General features: G+C 64.3%; 16 protein-coding genes. 3 read left to right on the top strand and 13 right to left on the bottom strand.

Annotated elements, in window-relative coordinates:
* Positions 1 to 94: 94 nt before the first annotated feature.
* Positions 95 to 487 (top strand): nuclear transport factor 2 family protein, encoded by a 393-nt coding sequence (locus QY049_RS33600; RefSeq protein WP_194477408.1) that lies wholly within the window; start codon positions 95 to 97, stop codon positions 485 to 487.
* Positions 488 to 609: 122 nt separating this feature from the next.
* Here the strand turns inward: QY049_RS33600 and QY049_RS33605 are convergent, their stop codons facing one another.
* The 10 genes from QY049_RS33605 to QY049_RS33650 form a co-directional block, all read right to left on the bottom strand.
* Entirely contained in the window at positions 610 to 801 is a 192-nt protein-coding gene (locus QY049_RS33605) for a hypothetical protein (RefSeq protein ID WP_194477409.1), read from the bottom strand.
* Positions 802 to 1,023: 222 nt separating this feature from the next.
* Positions 1,024 to 1,434, bottom strand: a complete 411-nt coding sequence (locus QY049_RS33610) for an acyl-CoA thioesterase (RefSeq protein WP_194477410.1) — start codon at positions 1,432 to 1,434, stop codon at positions 1,024 to 1,026.
* A gap of 7 nt (positions 1,435 to 1,441) precedes the next feature.
* On the bottom strand, positions 1,442 to 3,538 hold the full coding sequence (locus QY049_RS33615) for a 3-hydroxyacyl-CoA dehydrogenase NAD-binding domain-containing protein (protein WP_258762908.1): 2,097 nt from the start codon (positions 3,536 to 3,538) through the stop codon (positions 1,442 to 1,444).
* Between the two features lie 2 nt (positions 3,539 to 3,540).
* Positions 3,541 to 4,824 carry an acetyl-CoA C-acetyltransferase gene (locus QY049_RS33620; RefSeq protein ID WP_194477412.1) on the bottom strand — a complete coding sequence of 428 codons (1,284 nt, stop codon included), beginning with the start codon at positions 4,822 to 4,824 and terminating at the stop codon, positions 3,541 to 3,543.
* The gene (locus QY049_RS33625) at positions 4,824 to 7,091 is read right to left on the bottom strand and encodes an acyl-CoA dehydrogenase (protein ID WP_301270414.1); all 2,268 of its coding nucleotides are present in this window, start codon (positions 7,089 to 7,091) and stop codon (positions 4,824 to 4,826) included. Before QY049_RS33625 ends, QY049_RS33620 begins: the two co-directional genes overlap by 1 nt.
* Positions 7,092 to 7,389: 298 nt before the next feature.
* Positions 7,390 to 8,013 (bottom strand): flavin reductase family protein, encoded by a 624-nt coding sequence (locus QY049_RS33630; protein ID WP_194477414.1) that lies wholly within the window; start codon positions 8,011 to 8,013, stop codon positions 7,390 to 7,392.
* 70 nt (positions 8,014 to 8,083) lie between these two features.
* Positions 8,084 to 8,683 (bottom strand): TetR/AcrR family transcriptional regulator, encoded by a 600-nt coding sequence (locus tag QY049_RS33635; protein ID WP_258762910.1) that lies wholly within the window; start codon positions 8,681 to 8,683, stop codon positions 8,084 to 8,086.
* A gap of 33 nt (positions 8,684 to 8,716) precedes the next feature.
* Complete coding sequence (locus QY049_RS33640; protein ID WP_258762911.1) at positions 8,717 to 11,854, bottom strand: efflux RND transporter permease subunit; 3,138 nt, start codon at positions 11,852 to 11,854, stop codon at positions 8,717 to 8,719.
* Between the two features lie 185 nt (positions 11,855 to 12,039).
* Positions 12,040 to 13,146 (bottom strand): efflux RND transporter periplasmic adaptor subunit, encoded by a 1,107-nt coding sequence (locus tag QY049_RS33645; RefSeq protein WP_194477417.1) that lies wholly within the window; start codon positions 13,144 to 13,146, stop codon positions 12,040 to 12,042.
* A gap of 252 nt (positions 13,147 to 13,398) precedes the next feature.
* Positions 13,399 to 14,727: an MFS transporter gene (locus QY049_RS33650; RefSeq protein WP_258762912.1), complete on the bottom strand. Its 1,329-nt coding sequence runs from the start codon at positions 14,725 to 14,727 to the stop codon at positions 13,399 to 13,401.
* A gap of 74 nt (positions 14,728 to 14,801) precedes the next feature.
* On the opposite strand from QY049_RS33650, the gene QY049_RS33655 reads away from it, so the two are divergent.
* A complete protein-coding gene (locus tag QY049_RS33655; RefSeq protein ID WP_258767028.1) occupies positions 14,802 to 15,239 on the top strand; it encodes a DUF2809 domain-containing protein in 438 nt (145 codons plus the stop codon).
* On the opposite strand, the gene QY049_RS33660 is transcribed toward QY049_RS33655, so the two are convergent.
* The 3 genes from QY049_RS33660 to QY049_RS33670 all read right to left on the bottom strand — a co-directional run bounded on the left by QY049_RS33660 (position 15,224) and on the right by QY049_RS33670 (position 17,125).
* A complete protein-coding gene (locus tag QY049_RS33660) occupies positions 15,224 to 16,384 on the bottom strand; it encodes a winged helix-turn-helix domain-containing protein (protein WP_258762913.1) in 1,161 nt (386 codons plus the stop codon). The two genes, QY049_RS33655 and QY049_RS33660, sit on opposite strands and share 16 nt — an antisense overlap.
* Before the next feature lie 118 nt (positions 16,385 to 16,502).
* The gene (locus QY049_RS33665) at positions 16,503 to 16,757 is read right to left on the bottom strand and encodes a hypothetical protein (RefSeq protein ID WP_194477420.1); all 255 of its coding nucleotides are present in this window, start codon (positions 16,755 to 16,757) and stop codon (positions 16,503 to 16,505) included.
* A 122-nt stretch (positions 16,758 to 16,879) separates the two neighbouring features.
* Positions 16,880 to 17,125 (bottom strand): hypothetical protein, encoded by a 246-nt coding sequence (locus tag QY049_RS33670; protein WP_194482829.1) that lies wholly within the window; start codon positions 17,123 to 17,125, stop codon positions 16,880 to 16,882.
* A gap of 386 nt (positions 17,126 to 17,511) precedes the next feature.
* Between QY049_RS33670 and QY049_RS33675 the strand changes: the two genes are divergently transcribed.
* Positions 17,512 to 18,153, top strand: a complete 642-nt coding sequence (locus QY049_RS33675; protein ID WP_258762914.1) for an OmpA family protein — start codon at positions 17,512 to 17,514, stop codon at positions 18,151 to 18,153.
* Positions 18,154 to 18,177: the final 24 nt, after the last annotated feature.

The following is an 18,177-nucleotide window of genomic DNA, read 5'->3' on the forward strand; positions in this document are numbered from 1 at the left end:
CGACGCAATGCAGCGCATTGCGACGACCACCTGACGCTCGACAAAACCGAATGCGGCTGCAACAGTGGGCGCAAGTTCAAGAACGGAGAATACGATGACACGCAATCGCGATCAGGCTGCCGCAACGGACGACGAGGCGGTGGCAAGAAAAGTCGAGGCCTTTCGCCTCGCCCAGATCGCGGCCGATCCGAAGGCGCTCAGCGCGCTGTGCTCGGAGGATCTGAGCTACAGCCATTCCAACGGCTTCCTCGAGGACAAGGCAGCCTTCGTCGCCAACGCCACCGACGGCAAGACGAAATTCCTGTCGATTACGTACAAGGATCCGACCATCAAGATCGTCGGCCCCGCCGCGATCGTGCGCTTCCACTGGATGGCCGAGATGATGACCGACGGCAAGAAGCTGGCAAACAGCCTTCACATCCTGATGAACTGGCAGAAGCAGAGCGATGAGTGGAAGCTGTTGTCGCGCTCCGCAACGAAGTTGTGATCGACGATGTCGTTCGGAACGCGCCAGCGGCGCGGGCCCGGCATCCATTGGTCGGCAATTTTTGCCGCAGGTTCGATTCGGGGTTCGCGCTGCGCGCGCCCCGGAATGACAAGGCGGGCGAACTACGCCGCCTCCTTCACATCGCCATCCAGCAACCTGCGCGCGGCGCGCTCGGCTTCGCGGGCGTTGCGGAAGAGCTGGCCTTCGAGCCGATTGAACTGGTGGGACGAGGCGAAGAAGCAGTAGCCTCCGTGGCCGCGAACGACGATACCCGCGGTTTCTGAATTCACTTCGATGATGTAGCTGTCCGGCATGGCCCGTGGATTCCTCAGTGCGGGCAAATAACGGCATCTCCGCCCAAAGGTTCCTAGGGCCAATCAGCCGGTTTCCACCCCGAATCGACGAGCCATTGAGTACGCCGGGACCTCATCCGTTTTGTGACCCGTTCTTGGCAAAGAAGCGACGCGATGACGCGACGGCGCCGCGTTTCCCCCGCCAGCAAGTTTTCGTGAGAAGGGACCGTTCGCCGCGCGCGGTTACGTCACGATCGGCGGATCGATTCGCTGGATTGCCTGCGGATGGCCAATGTCGTCGATCGAGACATAGGTGAAATTGCCGTCGGTCACGAGGATCGGTTGCACCTCGCGCCGCCGCAGCGCCCAGGCTTCGAGATGGACGGTGAGCGAGGTGCGCCCGACGCGCACGAGGTTGGCGTACACCGAGACGAGATCGCCGACATACACCGCTTTTCGAAAGTTCATCGCATCGATCGCGACCGTGACGGTACGCGACTTCGCGACTTTCGAGGCGAACACGCCGCCGCCGACGTCCATCTGGCTGAGCAGCCAACCGCCGAAGATGTCGCCATTGGCGTTGGTGTCGGCAGGCATCGCCAGCGTGCGGATGCAGAGATCGCCGCTCGGTTCGGTGTCGGACTTCTCGGTCATGCGTCGCTCATTTGAAATTGTCCCAGCCCGGGTCGGGCGCGAAGCGTCCGCCGAATCGTTCGGCCAGCGTACGCAGGGTGGATACGACATTCTCCACCCCCCGTGTGCGTGCATAGTTCAGCGGGCCACCGCGGAACGGTGCATAACCCGTGCCGAAGATCATCGCCCCGTCGACCGTATCAGGATTGTCGACGACGCCCTCGCGAAGGGCGGCGACGCAGACATTTGACATCGGCAGCACCAGGCGGTCGATCATCTGATCGGTGACGCGGGGACCGGTCTCGGGCAACGGCGCCTTCTCCGCCTTGCCGTCCTTCCAGGTGTAGAAACCCTTGCCGGACTTGCGGCCGAGTTCGCCCTTGGCGACCTTCTCGCGCAGCCAGGCGGGCGTCGGCGGCAGGAGATCACCGAACTTTGCGCGCAGCATGTCGCCGACGTCGAGACAGATGTCGAGCCCGACCTGGTCGGCAAGCTCGATCGGCCCCATCGGCATGCCGAACTGCTCGGCCGCGGCGTCGATCAGGCGCTGGTCGGTCTTCTCGTCCAGCATCACCATGGCTTCGAGCATATAGGGGGTCAGCGCGCGGTTGACGAGGAAGCCGGGCGAGCTCTTCACGGAGAGCGGCAGGCGGTCGATCGCGCCGACGAAAGCGAGCGCCTCCTTCAGCACCTGTGCGTCGTTTCCGTCATGGCTGACGACCTCGACCAGTTGCAGCCGCGATACCGGATTGAAGAAATGCAGGCCGACGAGCCGCTCGGGACGCGCCAGCGTGGTGCGCAGGTCCTGGAGCGGAATGCTCGAGGTGTTGGTCGCAAGGATCGCGCCCGGCTTCATCCTGGGCTCGAGGCCGGCATAGACCTTCTGCTTGAGCTCCAGCTTCTCAGGCACCGCCTCGATGATGAGATCGGCGTTGCGCACGCCCTCCCCGTCCAAGTCGGGGATCAGGCGGTCGAGCGCGTCGCGCACCTCGGTCGACTTGCGGATGATCTTGCCGTAGAGCTCGGCGGCGCGCTTCACTGCACCCGCGATCGGCTCGGCCTTCATGTCGGCGAGCGAGACGCGCAGTCCCTGCCCGGCGACCCAAGCCGCGATGTCGCCGCCCATGGCGCCGGCGCCGATGACGTGAACGTGCTTGACCGTGTTGCCACTGCCGGCCGCCTTCTTCATCTGCTCGCGCAGGAAGAACACGCGGATCAAATTCTGCGCGGTCGGCGTCACCATCAATTTGGAGAAAGACGCCTGCTCCGCCTTCAGCATCGCGGCCTTGCTGCCGCCATGAGTCTCCCAGAGATCGATCAGCGCGTAGGGCGCCGGATAATGCTCGCGGGGCGCGGCCTTCGCCGCCTCCGCGCGCATGCGTTTGGCGAGCAGCCCGCGCACGGGGCCGAGATTGGCCGCGCGGGTGAGAAGCCCGGGCTTTGCCCGCTTGAGCCGGCCGAACAACACGTCCTTCACGGCGCCCCGGACGTGGCGCTCCTGCGTCACGCTGTCGACGAGGCCGAGCGCCTTGGCGCGGCGGGCGTCGATGGTGCGGCCGGTCAGCATCAGCGCCATCGACTGGGTCGGATTGACCAGCGCGGTGAAGCGCGCGGTGCCGCCGAGACCGGGATGCAGGCCCAGCATCACCTCAGGAAAGCCGAAGCGCGCGCCGTCGATGGCGATGCGTGACTGGCAAGCGAGCGCGACCTCGAGCCCGCCGCCGAGGCAGAAGCCATGGATCACTGCCACCGTCGGCAGCTTGAGCGCTTCCAGATGGTCCACCACCGCATGCGCGGCGCGGATGCGGGTTTCGACCATCTCAGGATCGGTGGCGCCGCGGAATTCGTTGACGTCGGCGCCGGCAATGAAGCCGGACGGTTTTGCCGAGCGGATGACGAGGCCTGCAGGTCGCTCGGTCTCGATCGCGGCGAGCACAGCGTCGAACTCCTCCATCACATCGGCGGACAGCGTATTGGCGCTGGAATCGGCACGATCGAACAGCAGCCAGGCGACGCCGTCGGCATCACGCGTCAGCTTGAAGTGCTTGTAGGGGCCGTCGGCTGACGGTTGGGGCCCGAGCGAGAGCACGCGGTCGCCGAGCGCGGTCATGATCTTGGAATCCATGGTCACACCGCCTCGATCAGCATGGCGCCGCCGAGCCCGCCGCCGATGCACTCGGTGGCAATTCCGCGCCGCGTGCCGAGCCGCTTCATCGCATTGACGAGATGCAGCACGATACGGTTGCCCGAGGTGCCGACGGGATGGCCGAGCGAGATGGCCCCACCATCGACATTGAGCTTGCCACGATCGATCTCGCCAGCCGCGCCATCAAGCCGCAAAATCTCGCGGCAGAACTTCTCGTCGTTCCAGGCGGCGAGACAGCCGAGCACTTGAGTCGCAAAGGCCTCATTCAATTCCCAGGTCTCGACGTCCTGGAGGGTGAGGTTGTTGCGGGTCAGGAGCGGCGTGGCCGACATCACGGGGCCGAGCCCCATGATGCTTGGATCGAGCGCAGCCCAGTTGCTGTCGACGATCGCAGCCTTGGGCGTCAGCTTGTGCTTTGCCACCGCGGCATCGGAGGCGAGGATCACCCAGGAGGCGCCGTCTGTGATTTGCGAGGAATTGCCGGCGGTGACCTGTCCCCACGGGCGCTCGAACACCGGCCGGAGCTTTGCCAGCGTCTCGGCCGTGGAGTCCGGACGCACGCCGTCGTCGTGGTCGAAGAATTTGCCGTCGCGGGAGAACGCGGTCTCGACCTCGCCTTTCAGAAAACCTTCAGCCTGCGCATGCGCGAGGCGGCGATGGCTCTCTGCGGCATAGGCGTCGGACTGGGCGCGGGTGATGCCGAAAAGATGGCCGACGACCTCGGCGGTCTGCCCCATGTTGAGTTCGGTGATCGGATCGGTCAGCCCGCGCTCGAGACCGATGATCGGCTTGAGATAGCGCGGGCGCAGCTTGAACGCGGCGGCAAGCTTCGCGGCCACGCCCTTGGCGGCGGCAAGACCAGCGAACCAGCGCACGCCGGAATTCGGCCAGACCAGCGGTGCGTGGCTCAGCGCCTCGGTGCCGCCGGCGAGAATCATGTCGGCATGGCCTTCGCGGATGTAGCGGTAGGCGGTGTCGATCGACTGCATCCCGGAGCCGCAATTGATCTGCACGGTGAAGGCCACCATGTCCTCGCCCATGCCGAGCCGGAGCGCAGCGACTCGGGCCGGGTTCATCTCGTCCGCGATCACGTTGACGCAGCCGAGGATGACCTGGTCGAAATCAGCCGGAGAGAAGGGTTGGCGTGCCAGCAGCGGCCGACCGCACTGCACCGCGAGATCGACCGGCGTGAACGGGCCCGGCCCCGAGCGCGCCTTCAAGAACGGCGTCCGACTGCCGTCGACGATGAATACCGGTCGTGCCATCAGCTCGCCGCCCTCTGTTCACCGAGTTCCTGGAAGAACTGATGCACGTCGCCGGTTTTCTTGTAAATCGGCGACAGCGCCTCCGGCGCAAAATCGTCGACCTCGATGACTTTTGTGACGGCTTCGTGAGCCGCCGCAAGCTGCTCGCCTTCGGCCTGCGTGATCACGCCCTTGGCGACGGCGTCCTTCCAATCGCGGATATGCGCCGCGCGCACGCGCTTGGCGATGGCGTCGGTACTCGTCACCAGCTTGAACGCGCGCTCCAGCCGGGAGAAGCCGCTGTCGTCATCGACATGGGCCAGATCCGGCGTGAGGCGTTCGCGTGCGGCCGTAGGCTCCAGCACGAGGCCTGCACATTGGTGCACGACGCGGTCAGAGGGCCCGAGGACGCGAGCGCCGAAGGGCTGCACCACGAGCTTGAGGATCAGCGCGACGAAGCGGTTCGGCAGATCGGCGAGGATTTCGGCCAGCCTGATCTCGATGGTCTTGAAGCCGGTCGCCATGCACCATTCCAGCGCGGCAAAATCCTCTTTCTGCCTTCCCTCGTCCTGCCATCGCTTCAGCGCGGCCGAGAGCAAGTACAGTTCCGAAAGGATGTCGCCGAAGCGCGCCGACAGCATCTCCTTGCGCTTGAGCGCGCCGCCGAGCGTGAGCAGCGCCATGTCGGCGCAGAGCGCAAACGCGGCGGAGTAGCGCGAGAGCTGGCGGTAGAACGGCGTGGCATCGCCCGCATCGGGCGCAAGCGCGAAGGCACCAAAGGTCCAGCTTCGGCCGAAGGCACGGAACAGCGTCTGAAAGCTGTGACCGACGTGCTTCCAGAACGCCTTGTCGAACGCGGCGAGTCCGCGCTCGCGGTCCGCGTCGGCCAGCGCATTCATCTCTTCCAGCAGGTATGGATGCGCGCGGATGGCGCCCTGCCCGAACACGATGAGATTGCGGGTCAGGATGTTGGCGCCCTCGACCGTGATGCCGACGGGCACGGCGCGGTGGAGATTGCCGATGTAGTTTTGCGGACCGTCGATCACCGCCTTGCCGCCGTGGATGTCCATGGCATCGTCGATCGCGATACGCATCCGCTCGGTCGCGTGCAGCTTCATGATGCCGGAGATCACGGCCGGATGGACGCCCGCGTTCAGCGCCGCGCAGGTGAGCCGGCGCGCTGCGTCGAGCTGGTAGGCAGTGGCGACGATGCGCGCGAGCGGCTCCTCGACGCCCTCGAACTTGGAGATGGAGATGCCGAACTGCTCGCGGATACGGGCATAAGCACCGGTGGTGCGCGCTGCGTAGGCGGCGCCGGCCGCGGAAAGCGACGGCAGCGAGATGCCGCGGCCGGCGGCGAGCGCCGTCATCAGCATCTTCCAGCCTTGACCAAGCCGCTCCTTGCCGCCGATGACATAGTCGAGCGGGATGAAGACGTCGCGGCCCCAGTTCGGGCCGTTCTGGAAAACCTGCATCGACGGCAGATGGCGATGGCCTATCTCGACGCCGGGCAGGTTGGTCGGGATCAACGCGACCGTAATACCGAGCTCGTCCTGATCGCCGACGAGATGGTCGGGGTCATAAGCCTTGAACGCGAGGCCCAGCAGCGTCGCGACGGGCCCCAGCGTGATGTAGCGCTTGTGCCAGTTGAGCCTGAGGCCCATGACCTCGCGACCCTCGAACACGCCCTTGCAGATGATTCCGGTGTCGACCATCGAGGCAGCGTCGGAGCCGGCCTCGGGGCTGGTGAGGCCGAAGCAGGGAATGTCGCGGCCGTCGGCAAGCCGTGGCAGCCAGCGCTCCTGCTGCTCTTTCGTTCCGAAGCGCATCAGGAGCTCGCCGGGCCCAAGGGAGTTGGGCACCATCACGGTGACGGCGGCCGCGATCGAGCGGGTCGAAATCTTGCGCACGACTTCCGAATGGGCATAGGGCGAGAAGCCGAGGCCGCCAAACTCCTTCGGGATGATCATGCCGAAGAATTTTTCGCGCTTGACGAAGGCCCACGCCTCCTGCGGCAGGTCGCGCCATTCCCAGAAGATCTTCCACTCGTCGAGCATGACGCAGAGCTCGTCGACCGGTCCGTTGAGGAAAGCCTGCTCCTCGCCGGTCAATTTCGCCTGCGGCGTCTTCAGCAGCTTCGACCAGTCAGGATTGCCGGTGAATAGATCGGCGTCCCACCAGACGTCGCCGGCCTCCAGCGCCTCGCGCTCGGTGTCAGACATTGCCGGCAGCACGCCGCGCGCCCAGGAGAAGATCGGCTTGGTGATGGTGTCGCGGCGAAAGCTCATGGCGGACCTCATGCAACGGCGCGGTGACGGGTCATTTTAGCGGAAAGTGGCCGGGGTGGGTGAAGACTTCGCCCGCACAATCGTGCGAATTGGCGCGACCGGGCGGCCGCCCCCCGGAGGCGATAACGGCCGGGCGTGGGTGCAGTTCCGGGAGGGGGCAGTGAGATGCCCCTACACCGTCATTCCGGGGCGACGCGCAGCGTCGAGCCCGGGATCCATAGCCACGATCGTGAGTATGGACTCCGGGCTCGCGCCTGTCGGCGCGCCCCGGAATGACGGAGTGGAGAGAGGGCCGGTCCTAATCTGGCCGGACCATCTCGAACATGTTTTCCGGCTTGATCTCGAAATAATCGCCGCGGCGGCCGGCGCGCACGATCGGGCGGGCGGCGGCGGTCTGGTAGACGCCGTCCTTGATCATGGCCTTGTCGATGTGGACGGCGACGACCTCGCCCAGCGTCAGCCAGGCATCGGCCTCCTTGCCATTGGCGCCCTTGAGGCGGACGATATCCGACACCCTGCACTCGAAGGCGACGGGGCTCTCGCCGACGCGCGGCACGTTGACGAGCTTGCCGGGGACTGCGGTGAGGCCTGCGATCTCGAACTCGTCGACTTCAGGGGCGACATGCGCGGCGGTCGCGTTCATTTGCTTGGCGAGGTCCATGGTGGCCAGATTCCACACGAACTCGCCGGTCTGCTTGATGTTCGAGACCGTGTCCTTCCAGTTGGTGGAGGAGAAGCCGATGATCGGCGGGACGTAGCAGAACGCGTTGAAGAAGCTGTAGGGCGCGAGGTTGACGTGGCCCTTGGTGTCACGCGAGGAGATCCAGCCGATCGGCCGCGGCGCGATGATGGCGTTGAAGGGATCGTGCTTGAGGCCGTGGCCCTTGGCGGGCTCGTAGAAGTACAGATCTTTCTCGGTCACGCGCTGCTTCTCCGCTATCCCGCCAGTCCGGGCCATGCGAAGCAGCTTATAGGGCAAACGCCCCGCCCCGTCAGTGGCGCGGCGACAGACCGGCGATGACGAAATCGATCATCTGGTCGATGGTCGGGCCCGGCTTGGTGGCGCACTGGGCGATCATCTGGGGGTGGAAGAAGCGCATCATGGCGGTACAGGCGCAGAGCGAGGCCAGTTGCAGGTCCGGCGCCTCGAACTCGCCGGAAACAGCACCTTGCGCGATCATCTGTCCGACAAATCCGGCGATGCACTCCATGTGGTTGACACAGACGTCCCAATCCTCCTGCATCGCGATCTCAACCATCTCATGCAGCTTGTTGTCCCCGACATAACGCTCGGTGTTCATGCGATGGATGGTGGTGAGCAACTCGCGAAAGCGCTCGAGCACGGGACCGGGCCGCGCCACGATCCGCTGCGCCTCGAGCTCGACCTCGCCCATCAGCGAACGCGCCACCGCCTGATGGATCGCCTTCTTCGATTCGAAGAAGCGATAGACGTTGGCGGGGCTCATCCGGAGCTCTTTGGCAATGTCCCCGACCGTGGTCTTCTGGTAGCCGATCTGGCGGAACAGCCGCTCGGCCACCTCGAGAATACGATCCCGGGTGTCGCCTTCGATATGTTCCGCAACCAGTGTCATGTGTCAGGACTCGTCCGTCGTTAGTCTTCTCATTTATTCAGCCGCTTCAGCAAGCGGAATTGCGTGCTGGTCATCGCTCCCATGCTGCGGCGCGGCAGGCTGTTCCGGCGTACCAGCTTCGTCGAGGCTCTTCCTGAACCAAAGCGCATAGAGGCCCGGCAGGTAAAGGAGTGTGAGGAAGGTCGCGACGAACAGGCCGCCCATGATGGTGATCGCCATCGGGCCCCAGAAGGCCGAGCGCGACAGCGGGATCATGGCTAGGATGGCGGCGAGCGCCGTCAGCACCACCGGACGGGCGCGGCGGACGGTAGCCTCCACGATCGCCTCCCGGCGGGTCAAGCCGTGAGATACGTCGGTCTCGATCTGGTCCACCAGGATGACCGTGTTGCGCATGATCATGCCGGCGAGTGCGATCAGACCCAGCAGCGCCACGAAGCCGAATGGGGCGTTGGCGACGTTGAGACCAAAGGAGGCACCGACGATGCCGAGCGGTGCGGTCAGGAACACCAGGAACAGGCGCGAGAAGCTCTGCAGCTGGATCATCAGCAGCGTCAGCATCACCATGACCATCACCGGGAAGAGGACGAAGATCGAGGCATTGCCCTTGGCCGATTCTTCGAACGCGCCACCCGGCTCGATGCGGTAGGCCGGCTCGAGGTAGTCCTTGATCTGCTGGAGCTTCGGCGTGATCTGATTGGTCACGTCGGGCGCCTGCACGCCATCGACCACGTCGGAGCGCACGGTGATCGCCATGTCGCGGTTGCGCCGCCACATGATCGGCTCTTCGTGCGAATATTCGATCCTGGCGATCTGCTGGAGCGGCACCGCGACGCCGTTCTTCGAGGTGATGGTGAGATCGCCGACGCCGCCGAGGTCGAGACGTTCGGACGGGATCGCGCGGGCGACCACGGCGACCTTCTCGATGCCGTCGCGCACCGTCGTCACCTGCGCGCCGGAGATCAGCATCGACAGCGCCTGCGACACGTCCTGCGGGGTCAGCCCCATGGCGCGAGCGCGATCCTGATCGACGACGAGCTTGAGGTAAGGCGACTGCTCATTCCAGTCGAGCTGGACGTCCTTGACGTTCTTGTTCTGCCGCATGACGTCGCGAACCTGGTAGGCGATCTCGCGCACCTTGTTGGCGTCCGGGCCGATCACGCGGAACTGGACGGGGAAGCCGACCGGCGGACCGAAATTGAAACGGTCGACGCGGACGCGCGCCTCAGTCAGCATTCCGTCGGCAACGGCGCCCTCGATCTTGGCCTTGACCCGCTCGCGCGCCTCGACGCCCTTGGCGACGATGACGATCTCGGCGAACGCCTCGTTCGGAAGCTGCGGGTTGAGGCCGAGCCAGAAGCGCGGCGAGCCCTGGCCGACATAGGACGTATAGGTCTCGATGTCCTTGTCGTCCTTCAGCAACGTTTCGGCCTTCTCCACGGCCTTCTCGGTCACGTTGAAGGCGGTGCCCTCGGGCAGGCGCAGCTGCAGGAACAGCTCGGGCCGCTCCGACAGCGGGAAGAACTGCTGTTGGACATGGCCGAAGCCGACGATGGAGGCGATGAAGACGCCGACGGTCGCGACGACGACGGTGATGCGGTGATTGACGCACCATTGCACGATGGCGCGCAGGCCGCGGTACATGCGGGTCTCGTAGACCGCATGCGGATCGTGGTTGTGGTGGACTTTGATCTCCGGCAGCAGCTTCACGCCGATATAGGGCGTGAAGATCACCGCCACGAACCAGGAAGCGACCAGCGCGATCGCCACGATCCAGAAGATGCTGCCGGCATATTCGCCGACCGCCGAATTGGCAAAGCCGATGGGGAGGAAGCCAGCGGCCGTGACCAGCGTTCCCGTGAGCATCGGAAACGCCGTCGATTCCCAGGCGAAGGAGGCCGCGCGCATGCGGTCCCAACCCTGCTCCATCTTCACAACCATCATCTCGACCGCGATGATGGCATCATCCACGAGCAGTCCGAGCGCGATGATCAGGGCGCCGAGCGTGATGCGATGCAGGTCGAGCGACATCGTGTTCATCACGATGAAGACGATGCCGAGCACAAGCGGCACGGAGAGCGCGACCACGATACCGGTGCGCCAGCCCAGCGCCAGGAACGAGACGAACAGCACGATGACGAGCGCTTCCATGAAGGAGTGCACGAACTCGCCGACGGCGTGCTCGACCACCTTGGGCTGATCGGCAATCATCGAAACATCGATACCTTGGGGCACCGCCTTCATGAACTCCGCAGTCGCCTTCTCGACGTCTTTGCCGAGCTCGAGGATGTTGGCGCCCTTGGCGGTGACGACGCCGATGCCGATCGCAGCCTTGCCTTCCTGGCGGACGACGAAGCTCGGCGGATCGACGTAGCCGTGAGTGACGGTGGCGATGTCGCCGAGGCGGAACACGCGACCGTTGCTTTCGACCGGCGTCTCGGCCACGGCCTTGGCGCCGTCGAGCGCGCCGGTGACGCGCAACGGCACGCGCTGCGCCGAAGTCTCGACCGTCCCGGCCGGTGTCACGTTGTTCTGCTTGGCGAGCGAATCGAACAACGCCTGCGGCGTGATGCCGAGCGTGGCGAGCTTGGCGTGGCTGAACTCGACGAAGATGCGCTCGTCCTGGTTGCCGTACATGTCGACCTTGGTGACACCTGGCACCTTCAGGAGGCGCTGGCGAAGACCTTCGGCGACCTTCTTGAGCTGGGCGTAATCGGCGCCGTCGCCGGTCATCATGTAGAGGATGGAATCGACGTCGGAGAATTCATCGTTGACGACGGGGCCCAGAATACCCGAGGGCAGCTGGCCCTGCACGTCGACCAGCTTCTTGCGCAAGAGATAGAAGAGATAGGGCACGTCCTTCGGCGGCGTGGAATCGCGAAAGGTGACCTGGAGCGCGGTGAAGCCGGGCTTGGAATAGGTCTGCACCTTCTCGAAATAGGGCAGCTCCTGGATCTTCTTCTCGATGGGATCGGCGACCTGCGCCTGCATCTCCTGTGCGGTTGCGCCGGGCCACAGCACGGAGACGTTCACCACTTTCACGGTGAAGAACGGATCTTCGGCGCGGCCGAGCTTCTGATAGGAGAAGAAGCCGGCGACGCCGAGCATGAGCATCAGGAACAGGACCAGCGTCGGATGGCTGACGGCCCAGGCCGAAAGGTTGAAGCGCTTCATCGCACTCTCCGGAAAATCGATCCAATTGCCAAAACGACAGCCGCTCTGTTCAAACCGTCGTCGCGAGGCAGCGAAGCAATCCAGGGGGCTGGGCAGGTTCTGGATCGCTTCGCCGCTTCAGCCTTCGCGTAGGGGCAAAGGCCGAAACTCACCTCACACGACGTAACTCGTGGAAAACTCAAAACTTAGAAGGACAGCGACGACACGACCCGCACCTTCTGGCCGGGATCGAGCTTCTGCACGCCGAGGGCGACGATCTTGGCGCCCTCGTCGACACCGCTCGTGATGACGACGTCGTTGCTGTCGTAGGACTTCACGACGACAGGCTTCAGCGTGACCGCGCCATTGTCGTCGACGACATAGAAGGACGGCTTGCCGCCCTCGTTGAACAGCGCCGACAGCGGCAGCCGCGCGACGCGCTCGGTGGCGGCGTCCGACAGGGTCAGCGTCGCGGTCATACCGAGCGCGACCTTGTCGTCGGCCTCGGGCAGCGAGAACTTTGCGAGATAGGTGCGCGTGGCGGGATCGGCGGCCGGTGCGATCTCGCGCAGCTTCGCGACGTACTTCTTGTCCGGCTCCGACCAAAGAGTGACGCTGGCAACGCCCGACTTGGCGCGTCCAACCAGCGTCTCAGGGATCGCGACGACCGCTTCCTTTTCAGCAAAGCGGGCGACACGGATCGAAGCCTGGCCTGCGGCGACCACCTGGCCGGGCTCGATCAGCGTTGCGGTGACGACGCCACGGGCGTCGGCAACGAGCGTCGCGTAGGAAAGGGAGTTCTTGGTCAGTTCGACCGAGCGGACGGCACGATCGAGGCGCGCGCGGGCCTCGTCGGCGGCGGCGCGGCTCGAATCCATCGCGGCATCCGTGGTCCAACCCTTGGCCTTCAGTTCCTTGGCGCGCTGCTCGGCGGCGGCGGCCTGGGCCAGCACGCCGGTGGCGGCGGTCTGCTCGGCGACGGCCTGCTCGGCCTGAAGCTTCAGGTCGACCTCGTCGAGGGTGGCGAGCGCCTGGCCGACTTCGACGGTCTGGCCGACCTCCACGAGACGCTTGTCGACCTTGCCGGCGACGCGGAAGCCGAGGTCGCTCTCGATGCGGGGCTTGATGCTGCCGACGAAGCTGCGCTCCGGGGTCTCGGCATCATAATGGGCTGACGCGACCAGCACCGGCCGCGGCGGCTCGGCCTTCTGCGCCACGGTTTCGTTGCATCCGGCCAGGGCCGTGGCCATCAGGGCCAGCGACACACCCGCCAAGAGCCTGGAATAGCTGGACAAAACGGACCGAACGAACATCGGAGGACACTCCTGCGTCTGCAATGAGAGGAATGTCGACTAATCACTGATAAAAGTCAATAATCGTCAGTTATCAGGAATGCGTGATCGTTAAGGGCTGGTAAGGATTGGCCAGCCTTTCGAAGAAGGTGCGATTGTAGGGTGGGGAGCGGCACCCGGATCGAGCGCGATGTCCGGGGGCCCATCCTACAATAGAGCGAGTCCTGGATTTCGCCTCGCTCCGTCCAGGCTACGAAAGGACGGCTGTCGTCCTCACCGCCCCTGCTCGACAAACTCGTGCTTGGTCTCGTGGCCGCCGATGAACACCAGGATGCCGGCGAGCAGCGGCAGCACCGCGAGCACCAGAAGGCCCGTCGAGGTCTGCCCCGTCGCTTCCTTGACCCAGCCGATCAGGTAAGGGCCGCCGAAGCCGGCGAGGTTGCCGATCGAGTTGATCAGCGCGATGGCGCCGGCCGCTGCCGTGCCGGAGAGCCAAGAGGTCGGCAAGGTCCAGAAAACGCCGAAGACGCAGAACACGCCAATCGCGGCGAAGGTCAGCGCCACCATCGTCATGGTGGGATCGGTGATGTAGCTAGAGACGGCGAGCGCGACCGCGATCAGGATCATGGGCGCGCCGACATGCATCACGCGCTCGCGCGTGGCGTCCGAATGCCGTGCCCACAGGATCATGGCGATCGTACCAAACACATAGGGGATCGCAGTGACGAATCCGGTCTGGGCGTTGGTGAGGCCGAACGCCTTAACGATCTGCGGCAGCCAGAACTGCATGCCATAAAGCGCGCCCACGAAGCCGAAGTAGATCAGGCTCAACATGATCACCTTGGGCGAGGACAGCGCCTCGCCGAGCGTCAGATGCTTCACGGCCTGCTTGGCCGCGATCTCGGCGTCGAGCTTGGCCTTGAGCCAGGCCTTCTGCTCGGCCGAGAGCCAGTCCGCCTTCTCCGGCCTGTCGGTGAGGTAGAACCAGGTGACGACGCCAAGCAGCACCGAGGGAATGCCCTCGAGAACAAACAGCCACTGCCAGCCCTTCAATCCCATCGCGCCGTCGAGCCCGAGCAACAGGCCGGAGATGGGCGCGCCGATCACGGTCGAAACCGGCACGGCAATCGCAAAGGCCGCAAGGAAGCGGGCGCGATATTCGGCCGGATACCAATATGTAAGATAGAGGATGATGCCTGGGAAGAAGCCGGCTTCGGCGACGCCGAGCAGAAAGCGCAGCACGTAGAAACTGTTCACGCCGTTGGTAAGCGCCATGAGAGCCGAGATGATGCCCCAGGTCACCATGATGCGGGCGATCCAGCGGCTCGCGCCGAACTTCTCCAGCGCCAGATTGCTCGGCACCTCGAAGATGAAATAGCCGATGAAGAAGATGCCGGCGCCCCAGGAGAAGATCAGCGGCGTGAACTTCAACTCGGCGTTCATGGTCAGCGCGGCGAAGCCGAGATTGACGCGGTCGAGATAGGAGAAGAAGTAGGCCAGCACCAGGAAGGGGATCAGGCGCCAGGAAATGGCGCGGATGGTCGAGGTTTCGATGGCACTTTTAGCACCGGCGGAACCGGTATAGGTCGTGGTCTGGCTCATATCTTCCCCAGGGTTGTTGCTTTTATGGGCTGAGGGCGGTTTTGGGCATCAAGAGCAAAGAGTCAATGGAAGCCATGCGCGGCGCGCAGCCGGTCAACACCAATACGCTGCGGCGGAGATCGATGATCCGCGCCGCGCTGGCGCTGGCCGCAATCGCCTGCGGGCTGTCCCTGCGCTGGTACGGCTTTCCGCTCGGCCTTCCCGCCTTCGCAGTGAAGTACGGCGGCTCGCTGCTCTGGGCGACGATGGTGTTTCTGCTGGTCGGGGCGCTGCTTCCGCGGTTGACGCGGGGCCAGCTTGTGGCCATCGCGATGGCGATCGCTGTCGTGGTCGAGTTTTCGCGGCTGGTGCATACGCCGTGGCTCGATGCTTTCCGGCTGACGACGGCGGGCGCGCTGCTGCTGGGGCGGATCTTCTCGCTGTGGAATGTGGTGGCGTATGCGGTCGGGATTGCGTTCGGCGCATGGATCGATCGGCTGGCCGCAGTGGCGAACACTCACTCTGCAAGCTGAAACCGCTCGAACCGATCGAGTTCGTCCTCGATCTTCTGCTTCAGCTCCTTGCGCCCTGCCGTCTTCTTGCCCTGCCCGAGCCAGGTCCATTTCTGCATCAAGAGCTTTTTGGCCTGCCGGTCGGTCTTGAGGTCGAGCGCGGCCACGATCTCGTCGCCGACCAGCACGGGCAGCGCGAAATAGCCGAGCTTGCGCTTGGCCTTCGGCACGTAGGCTTCGAACAGATGGTTGTAGCCGAAGATGAGATTGGTGCGCTTGCGCTGGATGATCAGCGGATCGAACGGCGAGAGGATGTGGACGAGATCGGGCGATACCTCGTGCGGCTCCAGCGTGGCAGGCTGCGCCCAATGCTCCTGCTTGCCGGCGCCCTCGATCGCGACGGGCACGAGTTCGCCGCGGCGGACGCGCGGAGCGATCAGGCTCGCCACCGCCTTCTTGCTGGGGGCATCGAGGTGGCAGATCGAATCGAGGCTGACGACGCCTTGCGAGCGCAGAGCGCGGTCGAGCAGATAGGCCGTGATCTCCCTGGGCGACGCCGGCTTCGGCAGCTTGTCCCAGCCGAAATGCCTGACCATCAGATCGTAGGTCTTGAGCATGCCCTGGCGCGCGCTGATGGTGGCGACGCCAGTGTAAAAGGCAAGCTGAAGCGCCCGCTTCGAGGGTTTCCGGCTCTGCCACAGATGCTCCTTCTCGGTGAGCACGTCGTCCTCGATGTCGCGGATGGTGAGCGGGCCGGCGCGCAGCAGCCGCATCACCTTGCGCGTATCGGCCGGCGTCACCGAGGCGTACCACCTGTGCCCTTCGCGCTTGTGCTCGCGCATCGCCGGCAGGAAGAAGCGAAAATCACCTGAACGAACGTAGGACAGCGCATGGGTCCAGTATTCGAACACGCTTTTGTCGACGCTCTGGGCATAACGCAGATCGGCGCGACGGTAGGACGGGATGCGGCTGAACAGGATGTGGTGATGGCAGCGCTCGATCACATTGATGGTGTCGATCTGTACGTATCCGAGATGGTCGACCGCCTCGGTGACGGCCTGTGCGCCCTTCCCGAACGGTTCACGCGTGTCGAGCCTTTGGGCGCGCAGCCAGATCTGCCGGGCCAGTGTCGTCGGAAGCGAAAGGGGTTTTGGTGCACGGGACATTGCGAGAGGCAATGTAGCGGGATTCGGGCAAAGCAGAAGCAGAACCAGCGACAGAACAGGGCGAAGAAGAGCCGCGCTGCCATCTGCTGACAGCGCGGTTGGATGGTGAGGCCGGGGCCTACTTCATCATCATGGCTTTTTGCGCCTTCATGTAGTGCATGCAGGCGCCCTTCATCTTGCCCATGCTCATGTCCGTGTTGGCCATGGCCATTTCCTTGTTCATGGCCACCTTGGCGGGGGTGTCGGCCGTGCCGCCCATCATGGCCGCCGATTTCATCATGTTATCGCTGGTGCACGCCATCATCGCGGCGGACGCGGGCGAAACTGAAAGAGCGAACGCGACAAAGGCTGCGGTAGTGAGCAAGGTCTTCATCGAAAAGTCTCCTGAAGTAAAACGAAACCGGCGTCATGCCGGCATTCGCAATTACGTATCCTCAAGCGAGAACGTTTCGCGGGGAAAACAATTTCCTTGCTGCAACGCGAAGCAAAACGGCTTCAGTGGCCGCTCTTCGGCAGCTTGGGCCGGTCGCCGACGCTGCCGGTAGCGATGTCGGGCTCGCAGGAGGCCTTGCCCCGCCCCTCGGCCTGACAGCGATAGACGTTGCCCGTCAGGCGATCGACCAGCCACATATTCTCCTCAGTCGGCGCTTCAAGACCGACATAGCGGGAGGTCAAGCCCGCGATCAGCGTCGAGAGCAGGATCGCCACCGCAATCATCGCCGCGCCGATATAGATCGGCATGGCATTGAGAGACACGGTCCGATCCGGCGGGCCATTACGATAGAACTGATGATCACTTGGCCTCGGCACTGAACGGAACTCGGCTCCCTTCGCCCGTCATGTCTGATGAGGGGGTGTTTGCTAGGCGCGCATCTGGCCGAAAGCTTGTTCGCGAGCGGACCATGCCGCGACCGCTTTGCGACGAACGATGTCCGCGCGTTTCAGCAACGTCCCGCCACGATCCGTCAGCGCAAAGGCGGAAGCACAGCAGGTCCTGTTCCGGGCGGGAGGCAGGCTACCCCGGAAGCCCCCGCCTCCAACGTGACGAATATCACATCCGAGCCTTTGAACCTTCCCTATGCTCGCAGCATCAAATCGCCATCAGGCGTTACAGCGAGGATACGACGATGACCCATTTCACTAAGTCTTTTGGACTAAAGGCGATCACGCTCACGGCCGTGCTGTCGATGACGGCGGGCCTGGCTTTCGCCGGCGACACCAACGTCTCGTCCAGCCAGATCCTGGATGCGTTGAAGCCCAGGCCGATCACCCGTGGTCTCTCCGCCGGTCCCCAGGCCGACCCGACCGCGCAGGCCAAGGAAGCGACGTTCCTCAACACCGTGCGCAACCGGCAGACCCGTTCGCTCTCGATGGGTGAACGTGACCAGATCGCCGAGCTCGCCGCGACCAAGCCGAACATCGACCTGGAGATCCAGTTCGACTACAACTCGGCCGACATCGCCAAGACTTCGGTAGCGTCGGTGCAGGCACTCGGCAAGGCGCTGTCCGACCCGTCGCTCAAGGGCTCGACCTTCGTGGTCGCCGGCCACACCGATGCGATCGGCACGGAAGAGTACAACCAGGGCCTCTCGGAGCGCCGCGCCGACACGATCAAAAAGTACCTGGTCCAGAACTACGGCCTCAACGGCAGCGATCTCGTCACCGTCGGCTATGGCAAGACCAAGCTGAAGGACACCGCCAACGGCGCCGACCCGATCAATCGCCGCGTCCAGGTCGTCAACATGGACACAAAGACTGCATCGAAGTAGTCGTGACGATCGACAAATCGCCTG

Origin of the sequence: Bradyrhizobium sp. WYCCWR 13022 (assembly GCF_030435535.1) — a bacterium.
In the GTDB taxonomy this organism is placed as follows: domain Bacteria; phylum Pseudomonadota; class Alphaproteobacteria; order Rhizobiales; family Xanthobacteraceae; genus Bradyrhizobium.